Origin of the sequence: Niallia sp. Sow4_A1, from assembly GCF_052116745.1 — a bacterium.
Classification (GTDB): domain Bacteria; phylum Bacillota; class Bacilli; order Bacillales; family Cytobacillaceae; genus Niallia; species Niallia hominis.
On sequence record NZ_JBQKKM010000001.1, the window covers coordinates 177,413 to 198,366 of the forward strand.

General features: G+C 35.4%; 16 protein-coding genes and 1 pseudogene. 15 read left to right on the plus strand and 2 right to left on the minus strand.

Features of this window, described 5'->3' with window-relative positions; genetic code table 11:
* Nucleotides 1-379 precede the first annotated feature (379 nt).
* The 6 genes from ACTQ5K_RS00850 (at nt 380) to ACTQ5K_RS00875 (ending at nt 8,025) form a co-directional block, all read left to right on the plus strand.
* Entirely contained in the window at nt 380-1,198 is an 819-nt protein-coding gene (locus ACTQ5K_RS00850; RefSeq protein WP_031538573.1) for a YitT family protein, read from the plus strand.
* 679 nt (nt 1,199-1,877) lie between these two features.
* Nucleotides 1,878-2,564: a cell division ATP-binding protein FtsE gene (gene ftsE, locus ACTQ5K_RS00855; protein WP_031538572.1), complete on the plus strand. Its 687-nt coding sequence runs from the start codon at nt 1,878-1,880 to the stop codon at nt 2,562-2,564.
* Nucleotides 2,554-3,447, plus strand: a complete 894-nt coding sequence (gene ftsX / locus ACTQ5K_RS00860) for a permease-like cell division protein FtsX (protein WP_031538570.1) — start codon at nt 2,554-2,556, stop codon at nt 3,445-3,447. Before ftsE ends, ftsX begins: the two co-directional genes overlap by 11 nt.
* 152 nt (nt 3,448-3,599) lie before the next feature.
* Nucleotides 3,600-4,964 (plus strand): murein hydrolase activator EnvC family protein, encoded by a 1,365-nt coding sequence (locus tag ACTQ5K_RS00865; protein ID WP_251629656.1) that lies wholly within the window; start codon nt 3,600-3,602, stop codon nt 4,962-4,964.
* A gap of 251 nt (nt 4,965-5,215) precedes the next feature.
* Nucleotides 5,216-5,560 carry an ArsR/SmtB family transcription factor gene (locus tag ACTQ5K_RS00870; RefSeq protein WP_031538566.1) on the plus strand — a complete coding sequence of 115 codons (345 nt, stop codon included), beginning with the start codon at nt 5,216-5,218 and terminating at the stop codon, nt 5,558-5,560.
* 275 nt (nt 5,561-5,835) lie between these two features.
* On the plus strand, nt 5,836-8,025 hold the full coding sequence (locus tag ACTQ5K_RS00875; RefSeq protein ID WP_441993239.1) for a heavy metal translocating P-type ATPase: 2,190 nt from the start codon (nt 5,836-5,838) through the stop codon (nt 8,023-8,025).
* A gap of 56 nt (nt 8,026-8,081) precedes the next feature.
* Here ACTQ5K_RS00875 and ACTQ5K_RS00880 read toward each other — a convergent pair.
* Nucleotides 8,082-8,909 (minus strand): annotated as a pseudogene (locus tag ACTQ5K_RS00880) (manganese catalase family protein).
* Nucleotides 8,910-9,069: 160 nt separating this feature from the next.
* Here ACTQ5K_RS00880 and ACTQ5K_RS00885 point away from each other — a divergent pair.
* On the plus strand, nt 9,070-10,491 hold the full coding sequence (locus ACTQ5K_RS00885; protein WP_441993241.1) for a S41 family peptidase: 1,422 nt from the start codon (nt 9,070-9,072) through the stop codon (nt 10,489-10,491).
* 184 nt (nt 10,492-10,675) lie between these two features.
* Here ACTQ5K_RS00885 and ACTQ5K_RS00890 read toward each other — a convergent pair whose 3' ends face one another.
* Nucleotides 10,676-11,038: a winged helix-turn-helix transcriptional regulator gene (locus tag ACTQ5K_RS00890; RefSeq protein WP_031538558.1), complete on the minus strand. Its 363-nt coding sequence runs from the start codon at nt 11,036-11,038 to the stop codon at nt 10,676-10,678.
* Nucleotides 11,039-11,220: 182 nt separating this feature from the next.
* Between ACTQ5K_RS00890 and ACTQ5K_RS00895 the strand changes: the two genes are divergently transcribed.
* The 8 genes from ACTQ5K_RS00895 (at nt 11,221) to ACTQ5K_RS00930 (ending at nt 20,888) form a co-directional block, all read left to right on the plus strand.
* Nucleotides 11,221-12,423 carry an MFS transporter gene (locus tag ACTQ5K_RS00895; RefSeq protein WP_441993286.1) on the plus strand — a complete coding sequence of 401 codons (1,203 nt, stop codon included), beginning with the start codon at nt 11,221-11,223 and terminating at the stop codon, nt 12,421-12,423.
* Entirely contained in the window at nt 12,420-13,259 is an 840-nt protein-coding gene (locus ACTQ5K_RS00900; protein WP_441993243.1) for an aldo/keto reductase, read from the plus strand. The genes ACTQ5K_RS00895 and ACTQ5K_RS00900 overlap by 4 nt, the downstream gene beginning before the upstream one ends.
* 201 nt (nt 13,260-13,460) lie before the next feature.
* Nucleotides 13,461-13,907, plus strand: a complete 447-nt coding sequence (gene rpiB, locus ACTQ5K_RS00905; protein WP_441993245.1) for a ribose 5-phosphate isomerase B — start codon at nt 13,461-13,463, stop codon at nt 13,905-13,907.
* A 248-nt stretch (nt 13,908-14,155) separates the two neighbouring features.
* On the plus strand, nt 14,156-15,019 hold the full coding sequence (locus tag ACTQ5K_RS00910; RefSeq protein ID WP_251629652.1) for a 6-phosphofructokinase: 864 nt from the start codon (nt 14,156-14,158) through the stop codon (nt 15,017-15,019).
* A 94-nt stretch (nt 15,020-15,113) separates the two neighbouring features.
* Entirely contained in the window at nt 15,114-17,129 is a 2,016-nt protein-coding gene (gene tkt / locus ACTQ5K_RS00915) for a transketolase (RefSeq protein ID WP_441993247.1), read from the plus strand.
* Nucleotides 17,130-17,362: 233 nt separating this feature from the next.
* Nucleotides 17,363-18,556, plus strand: coding sequence for a PDZ domain-containing protein (locus ACTQ5K_RS00920; RefSeq protein ID WP_441993249.1), 1,194 nt, complete (start codon nt 17,363-17,365; stop codon nt 18,554-18,556).
* Between the two features lie 169 nt (nt 18,557-18,725).
* Nucleotides 18,726-19,151, plus strand: coding sequence for a MaoC family dehydratase (locus ACTQ5K_RS00925; RefSeq protein ID WP_031538546.1), 426 nt, complete (start codon nt 18,726-18,728; stop codon nt 19,149-19,151).
* A gap of 219 nt (nt 19,152-19,370) precedes the next feature.
* On the plus strand, nt 19,371-20,888 hold the full coding sequence (locus ACTQ5K_RS00930) for a flavocytochrome c (protein WP_031538545.1): 1,518 nt from the start codon (nt 19,371-19,373) through the stop codon (nt 20,886-20,888).
* Nucleotides 20,889-20,954: the final 66 nt, after the last annotated feature.

A 20,954-nucleotide genomic window follows, 5' to 3' on the forward strand; every position in this document is an offset into this window, starting at 1 on the left:
TACTAAATTAAGAATGGTCGTCTTTACGAATATACATTGTTTTGTCCCAGCTTCAAACTTTTTCATCCTACTTTATTTCATCGCTTTACCACGCTAATTTGCCACCATTTACACTTCAAAAATAAGATGATATACTCTCTGCTTGGGAAGAATCAGTTCGTTTTTTATGGAATTATTTATTCATGTCAAAAATGGGAGGGAAAGCTAATCTATCCCTCTATTTCATTTGGTTTTTTCTATAAAAAATTTGCTGAAACATGAAAATGATGTCATATTTTTGATTACGCTCTTTGCGATTATTGCATAATAAAAAGTGATTGTCGAATAAGAACGCCAAAGGAATGTGACAGAAACTGACAAGAAAACAGGGGTGTAAAGAATGAAGCTGCGCGAATATATATACGTGCTAATAGGGTCGGCAATTGTCGCTTTATCCTTTAATTTGTTTTTACTGCCTAATAATATTGCTTCTGGTGGAGTAAGTGGGATAAGCACCATTACTAAGTCTGTGTTTCAGTGGGAACCTGCTTATGTGCAATGGGCATTTAATATTCCATTATTTATTCTAGGCGTCCTATTATTAGGGAAAAACTTTGGGGCGAAAACGTTGGTAGGGACAGTGTTTTTGCCATTTGTTGTTTATCTTTCAAGAGGATTGGATCCATGGACAAATGAACCATTATTAGCGGCTCTCTATGGAGGGATAGGAATTGGTCTTGGAATAGGAATTGTCTTTAGAGGAAAAGCATCCACAGGAGGTACCGATTTAGCCGCACAGATAATAAACAAATATACAGGTATTTCATTAGGAAAATGTGTAGCACTAATTGATGGGGTTATCGTAATAACAGCTTCAATCGTGTTTAGTATAGAACAGGGTTTATATGCATTGATTGCATTATTTGTAACAAGCAAAACGATTGATCTTGTCCAAGTAGGTTTTGGCAGCTCAAAAATGGCGCTAATTATTACAGATAAGCAAGATGAAGTAAGGGAAGGAATTTTAAATAAAATTGATCGTGGTGTAACTAGACTAACGGCACATGGTGGTTATACAGATTCAGAAAGACCAATTTTAATGTGTGTGGTAGACCAATCGCAATTTATGAAGCTCAAGCAATTAGTGAAATCCATTGACGAAACGGCTTTCGTTGTTGTGACAGACGCTTCAGAGGTATTAGGAAGAGGATTTAAATAAGCTGTTTGTGCTGAGAGAGAATATTTGTTTAGTGTTGATTCATTTATTTTTATAATGAATCAAGACGAAAAACAGATATTCTCTTTTTTATTTGGATGGAAAGAGGAAGACTTTTATAAAATTCTTATTAATGAATTTGTCGAAATTTCTGTTTGAATAACCCTCTAAGTTTTGTGGATATTTTGTGTCTAATCAAAAAAACATTTGAATATGTAAATAATTCCAATAATATTTTCTAATATTAGGTATATAATACTATTTATCATAAAAAATGAAGAAAAAAAAGGGGAATTGGGTCGATTTGTAGTACTATAATAATAGAATATGCGGATGTGAAATGAAATCAATAGTACTTTATGTCATTATTGAAAAGAAAATGTAATAATTTTTTACGTTAATTTGACGGATTATGATGATATAATAGCTTAAGTAAGTTAAGGGACAGGCTGTGCAAAATGACAGTTGTCACTTTTAGTCGGTTGAAAGTTGTCGAATTTTGGTTTTTGAATCATATGGAAAATAGAAGGAATAGTTTTAGGGAAAACTAAGCTTATTACCAGAGGATAAATTCATGAACCACATCACTTCCAAATACACTTCTGTGATTCGTTTATGTTTTCAAACTGCCTCTTCGCTTTTTCCATAATCCATACAAAAAATTACTCAGGTGTGATAATAGATGATAGAAATGAAGAATGTAATGAAGAAGTATGCTAACGGTGTAATAGCCGCTAATGGGATAAATGTTAGGATAAATCAAGGTGAATTTGTCTATGTTGTAGGTCCAAGTGGTGCAGGTAAATCAACCTTTATTAAAATGATGTATCGTGAGGAAAAGCCTACAAAAGGAAGTATTCGAATTAACGGAATCAATTTAGAAAAATTAAGAGACAAAAAAGTTCCATTATTAAGAAGAAACATGGGAGTTGTCTTTCAGGATTTTAAGCTTCTTCCTACACTAACTGTTTTTGAAAATGTTGCCTTTGCATTAGAGGTTATTGAAGAAAATCCTAAATATATAAAGAAAAAAGTTATGGAGACTTTAGAATTAGTCGGACTAAAGCATAAAGCAAAGATGCTTCCAACAGAATTATCTGGTGGAGAGCAACAACGTGTGTCGCTTGCACGTTCCATTGTAAATTCCCCGAAATTAGTGATTGCTGATGAACCAACAGGGAATTTAGATCCTGAGACTTCATGGGAAATTATGAATATTTTTGAAACAATAAATAATAGAGGTACAACAATTGTAATGGCTACACATAATCGTGAAATCGTAAATACGATTAAGCATCGTGTTATTGCTATTGAAGGCGGCAGAATTGTACGTGATGAAACGAGAGGTGAATACGGATATGAAGGCTAGAACAGTAGCTAGACATACAAGAGAAAGTTTCAAAAGCCTTCTTCGTAACGGTTGGATGACATTTGCCTCTGTCAGTGCGGTAACAATCACATTGATTCTTGTTGGTGTATTTTTCATCATTATGATGAATTTAAATCATTTGGCGACTTCCATAGAGGAAAATGTTGAAATTAGGGTTCATATTGATGTAGCAGCAACAGAAGAAGAACGAAATACCTTAGAAGAGGAAATAAAGGCTATACCAGAAGTAGGTAGTGTTACATTTTCTCCTAAAGGGGAAGAATTAGATAATTTAATTAGTAGTCTTGGGGAAGATGGAGATGCATTTAAACTATTCGAACAGGATAACCCATTAAATGATGTCTTTGTTGTCAAGACGAAGGATCCACAAGATACACTAGCTGTAGTAGATAAGATTGAGAAGTTTGAACATGCTGCGAAGGTAAGGTATGGACAAGGAACCGTTGAAAAACTTTTTAGTGCGATTGACATGAGTAGGAATGTAGGAATCGTACTAATTATTGGATTGCTATTTACAGCAATGTTCCTTATCTCCAATACGATTAAAATTACGATTGTAGCAAGAAGAAAAGAAATTGAAATCATGCGTTTAGTAGGTGCAACTAACTGGTTTATCCGTTGGCCATTTTTCCTAGAAGGTATGTGGCTGGGGATAATCGGCGCCATCATTCCAATAGCAGCAGTTAGCGCAATTTATTATTATGCGTATCAGTATTTAGTTGAGAAACTAGCAGGAAGCTATTTGGAAATTTTAGATTTCTCTCCATTTGTATACCAAGTTGGTGGAATACTACTTCTAATGGGAGCAATTATTGGAATTTGGGGTTCTGTAATGAGTATTCGCAAGTTTTTAAAAGTGTAAGTTTGTCGTTGATAATAAAATTAGTCTTATGGTCAATAGCTTGGAGAACGGGAATTAGAGTGCTTCAAGCTATTCTATTTGGAAAAAACAGAGAGAAAGCAACAAATTTACCAAGTTTACATATTGGTATACGGGGAAGGGAGCTTAACTAGATGAAAAAGAAAGTAGCAAAATTAACACTTGTATCTGCATTAAGCATAAGCAGTATCGTCGCATATACTGCCACTACATCACCTGCATATGCTCAAACTTCACTTAATGAGCTGAATGAGGAAAAAAGTAATATTGAGAATAAGCAAAATGACGTAAAATCAAAATTAAATGATTCTAGTAATAAATTAAGTGATATCCATTCAGAACAAGAATCAGTAGAAACAGAGATTCAAAGATTAAATACCTCTATTTCAAGTACACAAGTGAAAATTACCGAGAAAAAGGAACAAATTTCTACTACAAAAGAAGAAGTGGAAAAATTAGAGAAGCAAATTAAAGAAGTGACAGCAAGAATTGAAAAACGAAATGAATTATTGAAGGAACGTGCAAGATCTTATCAGCAAACAGGTGGGATGGTTAATTATCTGGATGTGTTAATGGGGTCACAAAGTTTTAGTGATTTTATTGATAGAGTTGGGGCTGTAGCAACAATTGTAGAAGCCGATCAATCAATAATTAAAGAGCAAGAGGCGGATAAAAAGTTATTGGAACAATCACAAGCAGATCTAAAGTCGAAATTAAATTCCCTTGAAACAATGCTTGATGACCTAGAAACGTTAAATTCTAAGCTGAATTCTGAGAAAAAAGAAAAAGATACATTAATGGCTCAATTGAACGAAGAGGAAAATCATGTTCAGGCAGAAATGCTTTCCTTAGAAGAAGAAGAACAGCTGCTAAAAGATCAAGAAGTAGCAATGGAAAAAGCGATACAATTAGAAAAGGAAAGACAAGCTGAATTAGCAAGAAAAGCAGCAGAAGCCAAGGCTGCTGCTGAAAGAACAGCTGCACAAAAAGCTTCAAGCTCTAAATCATCTAGTTCGAAAACAGCAACTTCAACTAGCTCATCAAGCGGAAATACTTCCCAAAGTGTTTCTAAGCCATCTACTTCTGTATCATCTGGCAATTTCACTCGCCCAGCAGGAGCAGGCTATTTATCTTCAGGTCTTGGACAACGTTGGGGTACTTTCCATGCTGGTGTTGATATAGCGGCTACAGGTACGGTACCTATTTATGCTGCTGCAGATGGTGTTGTCATTAGTTCTTATCCTTCAGATAGTTATGGACAAGTTATTTTTATTAGTCATTACATTGACGGACAGGAATATACAACAGTCTATGCTCATATGAGAAAGGGTAGCCGTCTTGTAAACGCTGGAGATACTGTTTCAAAAGGACAGCGTATCGGTACAATGGGTAATACTGGTGATTCTACTGGTCAGCATTTGCATTTCGAATTGCATAAAGGTCCATGGAATCAAGCAAAATCAAATGCTATTAATCCAATTGGGATTGTTCCATTGTAAAAAAATATGGTAGTAATAGTTTATCCGAAATAGGGAGAATTAAACATGAAATAAGATATATCATCTTCGAGTGGAAGACTTTCCTATTTCTTCTAAACTCAAGTTTATGATGGCGCTCATTTTAAATGGAGCGCCATTATTTTTTTTATTCAGAGCGGCGATAAGCGGAAAATCGAGTTGCTACAGAAAGTAATAATTTGTATGCTATAATGGGAGCAAAGTTCTGTAATAATAAAGGGGTAAGATTATAGATGAGCGAATTGAATGATAAAAAGGAATCAATAGATCCAATCGATCAAAATAAGCTAGAGTTGGATGAAGAAACATTGTTTATTGTTTCTCAAACGTTTAAAGCACTTTCTGACCCTACAAGGATAAAAATTCTTCATTTATTATCAAAAAAACAGCATTCCGTAAATGAAATTGCCGAAAGTTTGAATATGCTCCAATCCACTGTTTCCCATCAACTTCGGTTTTTAAAAAATTTACGATTAGTAAAATATAAGCGAGAAGGTACAACAATGATTTATTCTTGTGATGATGAACATGTAATGGGCGTATTAAAACAAATGATTGATCACGCAAGACATCATTAATTTGCATGTAATGTAGTTTAAAGTGATTTTTATGAATTCAATCGATAGTCTTTAAAAGGAATAAGGATATTTAAATAATAATAAAGCATACTAGAAGAAACGGGTATCTATGATATCTGTTTCTTCTTTTTAACATAAAAATCAGAATATGGATTGACACTTTTATTGCGTTATTCATATAATAATAATATGAGTATATGAATAATTGTTCATATATTGAAGGTGAGTGAATAATCCATTGGTTAATAGATGAATGAAAGGAAAGAAGGGATAAGATGGAGGAAGAGAAGCAGCTACTAAAAAAAGAATTTACATTGGAAGGCTTGGATTGTGCTCATTGTGCGATGAAAATTGAAAATGGAATTGCCTCCATTAATGGTGTGAGTGAATGCAATGTTAATTTTGCAACACAAACATTAATTCTACAGTTAAAGGAAGAAGAACGAGACAGCATTTTAGCAAAAGCACAAAAAACAATTTCAAGACTAGAGCCACATGTAAAGTTGGTGGAGAAAGGCAATAAAATGACAGCATCCACCTCGCATAATCATGGGAATGGACATCACCATGAACAGGCTCATGTAACACATAGCCATTCACATGATCATGGAGCGGAAAATACAAAGAGATTAGTTGGTAGATTAATAGCTGGAACAATTGTTGCAGTAGCTGGCTTCTTTTCTCCTTTGACTGGAATAGCAGAGTTTTCCTTTTTCTTTATGGCATATTTAATTGTCGGAGGAGACATTTTATATCGAGCCATAAAAAATATTTTACGCGGGCAAGTATTTGATGAGCACTTTCTTATGGCGATTGCTACATTGGGAGCATTTGCGATTCAAGAATACCCTGAGGGAGTAGCGGTTATGCTCTTTTATCAAATAGGGGAACTATTTCAAGGGATAGCAGTGAATCGTTCTAGAAAATCCATTACAAGTTTAATGGATATTCGCCCTGACTATGCAAATGTGAAGGTTGGAGACCGATATAAAAAAATAAGTCCTGAGCAAGTGAAAATAGGAGATATTATTTTCGTAAAACCTGGAGAAAAAATCCCTCTTGATGGGCGAGTAATAGAAGGTAGCTCCTCTGTTGATACATCAGCATTAACGGGAGAATCTATTCCTCGTGATATCGAAATTGGCAATGAAGTACTCTCAGGATTCATTAATAATCATGGTGTATTAACAATAGAAGTAACAAAAGATTTTGGAGAATCTACTGTAACGAAAATATTAGAGCTTGTCCAAAATGCCAGCAATAAAAAGGCTCCCACCGAAAATTTTATTACCAAATTTGCAAGATACTATACACCTGTAGTAGTAATAATTGCGGCCTTATTAGCTATCTTGCCACCACTAATAATAAGTGGTGCAACATTCTCCGATTGGCTATATAGAGCCCTTGTATTCCTTGTTATTTCCTGTCCGTGTGCACTTGTTGTTTCCATTCCTTTAGGTTTCTTTGGCGGGATAGGTGCCGCCTCGAAAAAAGGGATATTAGTTAAAGGAAGCAATTATTTAGAAGCTTTAAATGCTGTTAAATATGTTGTTTTTGATAAAACAGGGACTTTGACCAGAGGAGTATTTGAAGTGGATTCCATCCATACTGCTTCTGGATTTTCTGAAGAGGAAGTTCTTGAATATGCTGCATATGCAGAAATGCATTCTAATCATCCTATTGCAGACTCCATCAGAAATGCTTTTCCTGGGAAGATATTAGAAGAACGTATCAGTGAATATCAGGAAATATCTGGGCATGGGATTAGTGTGAAGCTTGACGATAGAGTAGTGTTGGCTGGGAATCAAAAATTGATGGTAAAGGAAAACATAGATTACGTACAAAACAAAGAAATTGGCACAGTCATTTATATAGCGGTGAATCAAGAATTTATCGGTTCTATCGTTATTTCAGATCAAATAAAAGATGATGCCAAGAAAGCGATTCAGCTATTAAAAGAACAAGGTATTAAGAAAACGGTAATGCTAACTGGTGATGCAAAAAAGGTTGGCGATAAAATTGGTGCTCTTCTGCAAATAGATGAAGTACATGCAGAGCTATTACCACAGAATAAAGTAGAGGAAATCGAAAAACTAGATGAACGAAAACAGATAAAAGAGAAGATTCTATTTGTTGGAGATGGGATTAATGACACGCCTGTTTTAGCAAGAGCCGATGTTGGAATGGCGATGGGGGGATTAGGAGCAGATGCAGCGATTGAAGCAGCTGATATTGTAATTATGACAGATGAGCCTTCAAAAATAGCGACAGCTCTATCTATTGCGAAACGTACAAGACGAATTGTTTGGCAGAATATTATTTTTGCTTTAGGAATAAAAGCAATCTTTTTACTGCTAGGAGCTTTTGGAATTGCGACAATGTGGGAAGCTGTTTTTTCAGATGTAGGTGTTACTGTATTAGCAGTTCTAAATGCAATGCGGGTATTGCGGGTAAAAGGGTTATAGAAGAAAAACGGTGCAAGGGGTCTTTTCCCTTTGCACCGTTTTGTTTAAAATAAAACTTATTTAACATCTGGGGGAGTATCATGCTCAGCTGGAGGGGCTGGCTTTAATTTTTGAGCAGGACCAAATGGAGGTACATCTCTTACATATTGGAAAGTTCCCATGCCATCCATGCTCGGTCCAGATGCCCATCTACCTTTACTGCTTTCGTCTCCCATTGAATGATTTAGGAATAGATAGGATACTTCTGTTTTTTCTAAATGTCTAGGGAAAGTGCTTGGTACAACTACCCCTTCTTGTTGTTCTAGTTCATAAATAGCAGCAAGCCATTGATTTTGATGCATCGTGTCACGTGCGATTAAAAAGGATAGCATATCTTTAATGCCTCTATCGTCCGTTTGTTCAAATAAGCGGACTGCTTGAAGGCGACCTTGGGATTCCGCATTTAAATTTGCACGCATATCAGCTAACAAGTTGCCGCTTGCAGCAACATATCCTGCATTCCAAGGAACTCCCACACTATCCTTTGGCATTGCTCCAAGTCCTGAGACAATGGCATGCTGTGGGTTCATACCGCCAATAATGGCAGCCATTGCAGGGTTACTTGCAGCAGCTATTTCTAGTTCCGTTACTGGAGCATCATCTAGTAATCTTGCAACCATTGTTGCCAATAGTTCAATATGGCCAATTTCCTCTGTTCCTGTATCTAATAATAAGTCACGATACTTATCATGTTTTCTTGTACCTCAAGCCTGAAATAAGTATTGATTCATAACCGACATTTCCCCGAATTGTCCACCGATTAGTTCTTGCAATTTTTTAGCAAATACAGGATCTGGCTTTTCGGGTTTTGCTTGGTAAGCTAGTTCTTTAATATGATAAAACATTCTTTCCCCTCCTCATAAAATACTTTATATACTATGCATTTGCCTGTATTAGGTTCGTGTCCAATGGATAAAAGGTAGATTTATTCATAAGTTGTCCCAGCTTATCATATACATGGAAACAGGATAAAACACATCGTGTGCGATAGAAGGGACGGTTGGAATGAAACAAAAATGGCTGGCTGTTTACATGGCAGGATCCTTATTAGCGGGGTCAGGAATGACATATATGGGAATAACCATTTTCGAAAATAAACAGGAGAAGGATGCAATTGATCATACAATGGAGACGAACTCTCTATATAAATTAGATAAAGCCTATCAGCTAATCCTTCAAAACTATGTGGAAAATGTAGACAAGCAGAAATTGGAAGACGGAGCAATCAGAGGGATGCTAGCTACATTAGAGGATCCATATTCTGTTTATATGGATCAAGAGGCTGCCAAACAATTTGAACAGGCGCTAGATTCGTCATTTGAAGGAATTGGCGCAGAAATTAGTATAGAGGATGATAAAATAATCATTGTTTCGCCAATTAAAGGTTCACCAGCAGAGAAGGCCGGTATCAAACCACAGGATCAAATTATTTCTGTGGATGGAGAAACCGTTGAGGGGAAGGATTTAAATGATGTCATTGGCAAGATTAAAGGAGAAAAAGGGACAAAGGTAGAGCTAGAGATTAAACGAACAACAGTAGATAAGCCGTTAAAGGTAAAGATTGTGCGGGATGAAGTTCCTCAAATTACTGTTTATTCGGATATCAAAAAAGATGGAGGAGAAAAGATAGGCTATATTGAAATTACCTCTTTCTCTAAAGATACTGCAATTGAGTTTGAAAAGGCGCTGAGTAGTTTAGAGAAAAAAGGAATAGCTGGTCTTATCTTGGATGTCCGCGGTAATCCAGGTGGTTTACTTACTAGTGTGAATGCAATAGTGGAGCAATTTTTAACAGACAGTAAACCATATGTACAAATAGAGAATCGAAATGGCGACCGTGAACAGTTTTATTCCGATTTATCAAAGGAAAAAGAATATCCAGTTGTCGTGTTGATTGATAATGGAAGCGCCTCTGCATCAGAAATTTTAGCTGCTGCATTGAAAGAGGGAGCAGATTATCCCCTAATTGGCGAAAATTCTTTTGGGAAAGGAACGGTCCAACAGCCAATCTTGATGGATGATGGAAGTGAAATCAAATTAACTGTCTCTAAATGGCTCACTCCTGATGGGAATTGGATTCATAAACAAGGAATAAAGCCTACTATTGAAGTAAAGCAAACCGATTTATATCATACCCATCCTCTTCAGATTGTAGACAATTTAAAGATGGAAGATAATGATGAACAAGTAAAATATGCACAAGAAATATTAACAAGCTTGGGATTTACAACAGATAGGCAGGATGGCTATTATAGTCCTCAAACAGAGATTGCTGTCCGAGCATTTCAAGAAAAAAATACATTAGAGGTAACAGGTATTATCGATAAAAAAACGGCAGCCAAAATGGAGGAATCAGTAAGACAAGAAAAACTGAAAGACGAAAATGATATCCAGCTACAAACAGCGATAAGATATATCGTGCATTAAATAATTATTTAAATAAACTATTTTTCATATAGTTTATTGCTAAGATCAACAGCCTGAATAGACTCGCTTTCTATGGGAGAGCAAAGTCTCCTTTCATTAATCTTATTGAAAAAACAACAATGTCATAGAAACAGCCGCATAAATAATCTCCTGCATAATTATTTGCAGGAGATTATTTATGCGGCTATTGATTTAACACACTATCTTCTAACACTAAACTTTTATCTCCGTAAATTTTGGTAATATGTGTATCTCCCCAAGCGCAAAGGGCATTTAAAATGGGCTCAAGACTTCTTCCATAATCACTTAATTCATATTCTACTTTTGGCGGGATTTGTTGATAGATGATTCGGTTGATTACTCCATCTTCTTCTAATTCTCTTAATTGTTGTGTTAGCATTTTTTGTGTAATATTTGGCATTAATCGTTTTAACTCGCTCGTTCTTTTTTTACCATGTGTAAGATGACATAAAATTACACACTTCCATTTACCGCCGATTACTTCTAAAGTTGCTTCTACTGATATATTGTATTTTTTATTATCCATCCTAATACTCCTTCTTTTACAGGTACTTTTTTGTTCCTATCATACTTATTGGTTCCTATATTACAAAAAGGTGCGTACTTTTCTATTTGTCTTATATGATTCATAATAACACTTGCCGGTTAAAATGCAAGACTACTAAAAAGCTAACCACTAGTGGATAACGATATATTTATTAGGAGGAAATAGAATTGAAGCAAAGAAATAATACGCTTGCCTTAGTTGCATTGGCTATTAGTGCCTTTGCAATTGGGACAACTGAGTTTATAAGTGTCGGTTTACTCCCATTAATCGCGGAAGATTTTCACGTAGGCATTACGACAGCTGGATTAACGGTTTCCATATATGCCTTAGGTGTCACAATAGGTGCACCAGTTTTAACAGCTATTACATCTAATATTTCACGAAAATCACTTTTATTGTGGATTATGATTGTATTTATTATTGGAAATAGTTTGGCTGCTATTGCACCAAATATTACGATTTTACTTATTGCCCGCATCATATCGGCTTTTGCCCACGGAATTTTTATGTCGATTGGGTCAACAATAGCAGCAGATTTAGTTGCAAAAGAAAAAAGAGCTAGTGCTATCTCTATTATGTTTTCCGGATTAACCGTTGCAACAGTAACCGGGGTTCCATTTGGAACGTTTATTGGACAACATTTTGGATGGAGATTGGCATTTATTACAATTGTTATTATTGGTATTATCGCCTTTATCGGAAACAGTGTTCTCGTTCCAGGTAATTTATCAAAAGGAGGACGGGCGACACTAAAGGATCAATTGCGTTTAGCCACAAATGGGCGTCTCTTAATGCTATTTTTCATTACAGCTTTAGGTTATGGGGGAACTTTCGTAGTTTTCACTTATCTATCGCCATTATTACATGAAGTGACTGGTTTTAAACAAAATACAGTGGCAGGCATTTTGCTATTATATGGTGTTGCCATTGCAATAGGCAATATGATCGGTGGTAAACTATCTAATAAAAATCCGCTTCAAGCTTTATTTTATATGTTTATCATTCAAGCAATTGTTCTATTTATTCTTTCCTTTACACTTCCATTTAAGGTCATTGGCTTAATAAGTATTCTATTTATGGGATTATTGGCATTTATGAATGTACCAGGATTACAGGTTTATGTTGTTATATTAGCAGAACGATATGTGCCAAGTGCAGTAGATGTTGCTTCTGCTGTCAATATTGCTGCCTTCAATGCAGGAATAGCAATTGGCTCTTATTTAGGAGGAATAGTAACGAATTCGCTCGGATTAATTCATACTTCTTGGGTTGGGGGAATAATGGTTGTAGCGGCAATCTTTCTGACGGGCTTTAGTTTAGTTTTAGAAAAAAATTCATTAGATAAAGGAGTTTTACCACGATGAAAAACTTACAAGATACTGTTAACTTATTAAACGGAGTAAAGATGCCTTGGTTAGGGTTAGGTGTATTCAAGGTGGAAGAAGGTCAAGAGCTGGTAGATGCTGTAAGCTCTGCTATTAGAAATGGTTATCGTAGCATTGATACAGCAGCTATTTATGAGAATGAAGCAGGTGTTGGTGAAGGGATTAAAAAAGGAATGCAAGAAACAGGAATTACAAGAGAAGATTTGTTTATTACTTCAAAAGTATGGACAGAAGATTTAGGATATGAAGAAACAATAAAAGCGTATGAAACAAGTCTAAATAAATTAGGACTGGAGTATTTAGATTTATATCTTATTCATTGGCCAAAAGAAGGAAAGTATAAAGAAGCATGGAGAGCTTTAGAAACATTATATAAAGAAGGAAAAGTAAGAACAATTGGTGTAAGTAATTTTCAAATCTATCATTTGGAAGAGTTAATGAAAGATGCAGAGATGCAACCAATGATTAATCAGATAGAATTGCATCCAAGACTAACACAAAAAGAACTAATAGCATATTGTCAGGAGAAAAGCATTCAAGTGGAAGCATGGTCTCCATTGATGCAAGGACAACTATTAGATCAACCTGAATTAGTGGAAATAGCATCAAAATATCAAAAATCAGTTGCTCAAATTATCATTCGATGGGATCTGCAAAATGGAATTGTCACTATTCCAAAATCTGTGAAAGAACATCGTATTATCGAAAATGGAAATGTTTTTGATTTTATATTAACAAAAGAAGAAATGGCTAAAATCGATGCATTAAACTTGGATCAACGTGTTGGTCCAGATCCTGATAATTTTGATTTTTAATCAAGGCTTTTATCTTATTGCAAAAGAAAGGGAATGGAGAAAGGGCTTCATTCCTTTTTCCTTTTTTAACAATTAAGGAAGGTAATAAGTAATTCGAAATATAAAAAAATTATAAATTTCACGTGAAACCGAATACAAATCCTTGCTTTTATGTTAGAATACATCTGAAAAAGAAGCATCTTAACTAGGAAGGATGAGCTTATGAAAATAGCAATAGCTAGTGATCATGGCGGATATCAGCTAAAGGAAGCAATAAAAGCACATCTACTTAAATCTAATGCAGAAGTAATAGACTTTGGTTGTCATAGTAGGGAAAGTGTTGATTTTCCAGATTACGCAAAGCTTGTTGGGGAATCCATTATAAATGGAGATAATCAATTAGGCATTTTGTGTTGCGGAACAGGAATTGGCATGAGTATAGCTGCCAATAAAATCACTGGAATACGGGCAGCGGTAGTTGGTGACGTGTTCTCTGCTAAAGCAACAAGAGAACATAATGATAGTAATATCCTTTGTTTGGGTGAAAGAGTTACAGGTGAAGGATTGGCATGCTTAATTGTTGATACATGGTTAAATGCAGAATTTCTAGGTGGCAGACATGCTAATAGAATCAATGGAATCAAAGAAATAGAATCATATTATTGTTAATAGTAGGACTAATTAACATCAAAAATCTTAAATGAAACATATTATAACTTGTACGTACCATTAATAGGTTATACTAAATATGTATGGTTTATTCTTGGGAAGTTGTATGGTATAATGGGTTTGGAAAAATATATCATAAAGAAGATAAGGTAAAAAAATACTTTTTCTTCCAATAGCATGTGCACTTTTCTGTATATTTTTTATTATGACCATTTTTAGTTACAGCTCGATAATAGTTAGGGGGTAAGGTGTTGAAGGTTGGAGTGATTGTCTTAGGTTGTTTGCCTTCGGGGGTAAAACAAATTCTACATCGTTTATATGAAAATTTATCTCCTGCGCATCAACTTTTTGGACTTGAAATAGACAGAGAGTCCGGTGAAATCACTTATACAGAAGTAAAAGAAATTAGTGATGCACCATATTTAAGCCATTCTATCTTAAAGGTAAGCGCTACACCGTCAGAGTATCAGTGGGAAGAGGCATTTGCTCCGATGGATATGACAGTTGTAATGGGGGATGCAGTTGCAAAAGAATTATGGCAAGCTTCTATTGCAAAGAAAGAAACGATTCGGACATTATTTGTGCCAGTTTCCATTTACAATAATATTCGAGGAAATGATTGGACTTTAGGGTATGATACTGCGCTTAATAGTATTACTCAAAATGTGTTAAAGGTTCAGGATACCATTCAATCTCTAAAATATGACAAACCAAGATTATTTGGTTTTTCAATAGAGGGAAATCCTTCGACTAACATGCTGCAGGATATTTCTCTTGCTGTAGATGGAAACTATTTAGCAGTTGATTATGAGAAAGAGGAAATTGCCGCTTTATGTGAAACCATAACAAAGAGCTATACATATACAAAAACGTCAAGTGTCTTAATATATAGCGAGTCTTTGCAAGCAGTTGTCCAAGATTCTGTAATTAGCAAGCTTGATGTAGATTGGAAATATACAGAAATTAATGAAGCACTTTGTATGGGAACAAATCCGACAGCTATTGATCGAATCCTTGCAAACGAATTAGCGGATGAAGTATTGCGATGGACAAATAATAATTGTTTGACAGGTGAGCTTGTCGTTCATAAAGATGGAATTCAATTTAAATAAAGGCTAAGCTAAATAAAGCTATGACTTCATAAGAAAATTAGCACATCATTATGTTTGTGTTTAGCATTAAATAAATCAAAAAAGGATGAGGAAAATGAGTAATCAAGTAAAAACAAACATTGAGCAATTAGCAGTAAATACGATTCGTACATTATCAATTGATGCAATTGAAAAATCAAATTCAGGTCACCCAGGAATGCCAATGGGTGCAGCACCTATGGCATATACACTATGGGCAAAGGAAATGAATCATAATCCAGCTAATCCTAACTGGTTCAACCGTGATCGTTTTGTTTTATCAGCAGGACATGGTTCTATGCTTCTTTATAGCTTGTTACATTTATTTAATTATGGAGTAACAGTTGATGACTTAAAGAACTTCCGTCAATGGGGAAGCAAAACTCCAGGGCATCCAGAATTTGGACATACACCAGGTGTGGAAGCTACTACTGGTCCACTAGGACAAGGTATCGCAATGGCAGTTGGGATGGCAATGGCAGAGAGACATTTAGCAGAAACATATAACAAAGATAATTATCCAGTTGTTGACCATTATACGTATAGCATTTGTGGTGATGGTGATTTAATGGAAGGTGTATCTGCAGAAGCAGCATCTCTTGCAGGGCACTTAAAACTAGGAAGATTAGTAGTATTATATGATTCAAATGATATTTCTTTAGATGGTGATTTACATCTTTCATTCTCAGAAAGTGTTCAAAAACGTTTTGAAGCATATGGATGGGAAGTAATTCGTGTAGAAGATGGCAATGACTTAACAGAAATACAAGCAGCTATTGCACAAGCGAAAAAATCAGATGTACCAACATTAATCGAAGTAAAAACAGTAATTGGTTATGGTTCCCCAAATAAAGGTGGAAAATCTGCGTCACATGGTGCACCACTAGGAGCATCTGAAACACAATTAGCTAAACAAACATATGGTTGGTCTTACGAAGAAGCATTCCATGTTCCAGCAGAAGTTTCTGAGCATTATGCATCATTAGCGCAAGAGGGAGCAGAAAAAGAAAAAGCTTGGAATGAATTATATGAAGGCTATAAAGCAGCATATCCAGAGTTAGCAACACAACTAGATACAGCAATTAAAGGTGAGCTGCCTGCTGATTTACAAGAGAGATTACCTGAATTTAATGCAGGCGATTCTATGGCAACAAGAGATTCTTCTGGCAAAACAATTCAAGCAATCGCAAGTGCTGTACCTTCTTTCTTTGGAGGATCTGCAGACCTTGCTGGTTCAAACAAAACATTAATGACTGCTGAGAAAAACTTTGCAATCGACGGTTATGCTGGCAGAAATATTTGGTTTGGTGTACGTGAATTCGCAATGGGTGCAGCATTAAACGGTTTAGCGCTACATGGTGGAGTAAAAGTATTCGGAGCAACATTCTTCGTATTCTCTGATTATTTACGTCCAGCAATCCGCTTAGCTGCATTAATGAAATTGCCTGTTACTTATGTATTCACACATGACAGTATCGCAGTTGGAGAAGACGGTCCAACACATGAGCCAGTGGAACAACTTGCATCATTACGTGCAATGCCAGGACTTTCTATTATTCGTCCAGCAGATGCAAAAGAAACAGCTGCTGCATGGCAACTTGCTGTAGAAAGCACAGATACACCAACAGCGCTAGTATTAACACGTCAAAACTTGCCAACATTAGATTTAACAAAGGCTGAAGCATACGAAGGCGTGAAAAAAGGTGCTTATACTGTTTCAACTGGTAAAGAAGCAGCACAAGCTTTAATCTTAGCATCTGGCTCAGAAGTTTCCCTTGCAATGAAAGCACAAGCAGCATTAGCAGAAGAAGGAATTTCTGTAAATGTGGTAAGTATGCCAAGCTGGGATCGTTTTGAACAACAATCAGCTGAGTATAAAGAGAGCGTATTACCAGAAAGTGTTCAAGCCCGCGTTGGTATTGAAGCTGGTGCATCTCTAGGATGGAGAGAATACATTGAAGCTAAAGGTGAGCATATCACAATCGATCATTTCGGAGCATCAGCACCAGCGGATAAACTATTCCAAGAGTATGGATTTACAGTAGAAAATGTAGTAGCAAAAGTAAAATCTTCTATTGCTAAAACAAAATAAAGTTAAAATAAGCCAATGACCTTTATATATAGGTTGTTGGCTTTATTTATAGAACATGAAATATAAAGCGCAAATATCTTCAATAGTAGCAAAAAGAGATAATATTTCTTCCACATAGTCTTTCTATTACCATATTAGTAGAATATAATAGATTATATATAATAAAAGATTAAATTCCTTAAAATAAAGGAATGAATAGATGGAAAGCTTATTGTAAGGATGGGGGAAGTTTTATGTGGCAAGATTGGTTGCTCGAGCTTTTAAAAGGATTTGGTAAACTATTTTTGAATCCTGTTTTCTATTTATCGTTTTTATTTGCTGCTTATTTAGGGGTTGCTAGAGTAAAAAAAGAAAGAAGACATTTCACAGTAAGAGCACAGAACGCTTATTTTGAACTGAAACAATTACTGCCAATGGGGATTATCATTGGACTTTGTATATCAGTTTTTTCCATCGGACTTGTCTTAGTAGTTCCAATGGAATTTGTTGTTTTTACAGGGATTATTACAATCGTTTTAGCGTTAATTGGAAAAACGAGAATGTTATCTCCTGTCTACACAGCTGGATTAGGAATAATTGTTAGCAGTGTTTCGCTTTTCCTTGGATGGGATTATTTCTTGTTTTCGAAAAATAATCTGAGTTCATCTGAATATATTTTTCCAACTGCTGTAATTTTATTAGGATTATTGATTATTTCCGAGGGAATATTTGTTCGTAATAATGGAGTGAAAGCAACTTCGCCACGGCTGAAGAAAAGTAGACGAGGGCAAGCAATAGGTGTCCATCTATTAGAGAGGGCTTGGATTTTGCCAGTATTTTTATTTATTCCTTCAGGATTGCTGACGATTCCGTTTGAATGGTGGCCAATGTTTACTGTAGGCAATCAAACATATTCCCTACTCTTGGTTCCATTTTTGATTGGATCAAAAATGGAAGTTCAAGGAGAACATCCGATTATTGCCATAAGAAATGTAGGAAGAAACATTATTATTCTTGGTTCTATTATGGTAGTAGGCGGAGCTGCAGCTTATTTGTATCCACTAGCTTCCATTGCTTTAGTATTAGTAGCAATTATTGGTCGCGAATGGATTACGAGGAAGCAGAAAAGCAAAGAAAAGAATAAATCCTTCTACTTTTCTAGAAAAAATAATGGTGTTGTAATATTAGGAATTGTCCCAGATTCTCCAGCGGATAAAATGGGTCTGAAAATTGGCGAAATGATTTCGAAGGTTAATAGTATTCCTGTTCAAGATAAAAACCAGTTATATAAAGCATTACAAAAAAACTCAGCCCATTGTAAATTAGAAGTGTTCGATGCAAATGGTGAAATTCGTTTTGTGCAAAGGGCCTTATATGAAGGGGATCATCATCAATTAGGACTGCTATTAATTCCTGACGAGAAAGTACATGGAAATGAAGCGGTCTAAAGAATAAACACATAACCAATAAAAAAATCGAGTAATCTATTTCATGATTACTCGATTTTTTATAAAGAATAGAATGATAGTTTACAGTGTACATATGTCAACTACGAGCGATATTTAATCTGTGATGCTATAATCCGTTTATAGATAAGTAAAAGAAAAGAGGGCTAGAATGAAATTAGATGAATTTAAAATAGGACAAAGCTTTAGAACAAAATCCTTTAAAGTTACAAAAGAAGAGATAATAAAGTTTGCAGGAGAATTTGATCCCCAATATATGCATGTAAATGAAGAGAAAGCAAAGGAAGGGAGATTTAAAGGAATAATTGCTTCTGGTATCCATACTTTAGCTATTTCATTCAAACTATGGGTAGAAGAGGAGAAATATGGGGAGGATGTTATAGCTGGAACAGAAATGAATCATATTAAATTTTTGAAAGCCGTTTTTCCAGGAGATGAACTTTATACGATTGTAAAAGTTCTCGAAAAAAAGCAAAATAGGAGTGCTACTGGAATTCTTACAGTTTTGCTTAGCACGTATAATGATAAAGAGGAAGAAGTGTTTGAAGGGGAATTATCTGTACTCATCAAACAATGAATAAACAGGATTAGTAATTGATTAATGTAGTCTTGCTGTCATTAAGCTGTCTTAAGGAGCTTAATGGCAGTTTCTTTGGTTGAAAGCGCTAACTATAAAAATAAAAGAATTTTTAACAATTTGTGAACTTTTACACAATCTATAAAGTTAATGTTATACTTTGGTAGATAAACGCATCAACGCAATTATCAGATTATGAAATCATTTGGAGGATAAATGATGAAAAAGAAATTTATTGCAACCTTTATTTTTGCTTTTTCTTTCGTACTTATTATTGCAGGCTGTGGGAATGAAAAAACAAATAGCACACAAAAACAAGAAAATGAAGAAAAGGAAGCTGAGGCAGTATCGGGAGCTTCTCAAACAAGCTATACACCGTATGAAGAGCTTAAAGACAGCTATGATATTATCATTGTTGGAGCTGGCGGCGCTGGGATGACTGCTGCATTAGAAGCAAAGGCCAAAGGATTAAATCCCGTTATTTTAGAAAAAATGCCTGTTGCAGGTGGAAATACAACAAAAGCTTCTTCTGGAATGAATGCTTCTGAAACTAAGTTTCAAAAAGAGCAAGGAATTGAAGATAGTAATGATCTTTTTTATGAAGAAACATTAAAGGGTGGACATGAAACAAATGATAAGGAAATGCTACGTTTCTTTGTTGATAACTCAGCTAGTGCGATTGAATGGCTAGATACGATTGGTATTCGTTTGAATAATTTAACGATTACTGGTGGGATGAATGAAAAACGTACCCACCGACCTGAAGATGGATCAGCGGTAGGGCAATATATTGTAGATGGTTTATTGAAAAACGTTCAAGAAAATGGGATACCTCTTTTTGTCAACGCAGATGTGAAGGAAATAACTGAAAAAGATGGAATTGTAAATGGTGTAGACGTACTTTTCAATCAAACAGAGGAAAAAACAATTACAGCAAAAGCGGTGGTTGTCACTACAGGTGGTTTTGGCGCTAATATGGAAATGATAAAAGAAGTAAGAAGTGATCTAGGAGATTATGTAACTACAAACCAAGCTGGTAGCACTGGTGATGGTATTAAAATGATAGAAAAATTAGGAGGAGCGACGGTTGATTTAGAGCAAATTCAAGTTCATCCAACAGTACAACAAGAGGAGTCTTACTTAATTGGTGAAGCTGTTCGTGGTGAAGGAGCTATCTTGGTATCTGTAGAAGGAAAAAGATTCACAAATGAACTTGATACTCGTGATAAAGTAACAGCAGCAATTAATGAACTACCAGAAAAATCAGCATACTTAGTGTTTGATTCTGGCGTAAAATCACGTGCAAAAGCAATTGAACAATATGAGGAAATGGGCTTTGTGCTAGAAGGAGAAACAATAGAAGCGCTTGCTGAGAAAATGAATGTTTCTTCAGATGAACTGCAAGTAACATTAGATACTTGGAATAAAGCTGTTACAAATAAAGAGGATCAAGCTTTTGGAAGAACAACAGGAATTGAAAATGATTTGTCAAAGGCACCTTACTATGCTATTAAAATTGCTCCTGGTATTCATTATACAATGGGTGGAGTAAAAATAAATACAAATACAGAGGTACTTAATGAAGAGGGTCAGACTATTCCAGGATTATTTGCTGCAGGAGAAGTAACCGGTGCTCTACATGGTGAGAATAGAATTGGAGGAAATTCTGTTGCAGAGATTATCATCTTTGGTCGTCAAGCAGGTGTAAAGTCTGCAGATTATGTAAAAGCTCAATAGATTATTTTGAAAAACAATAGAAGTTAAAAAAATTACATTGGTAAGATAAAAGATTCAAATCGTGTA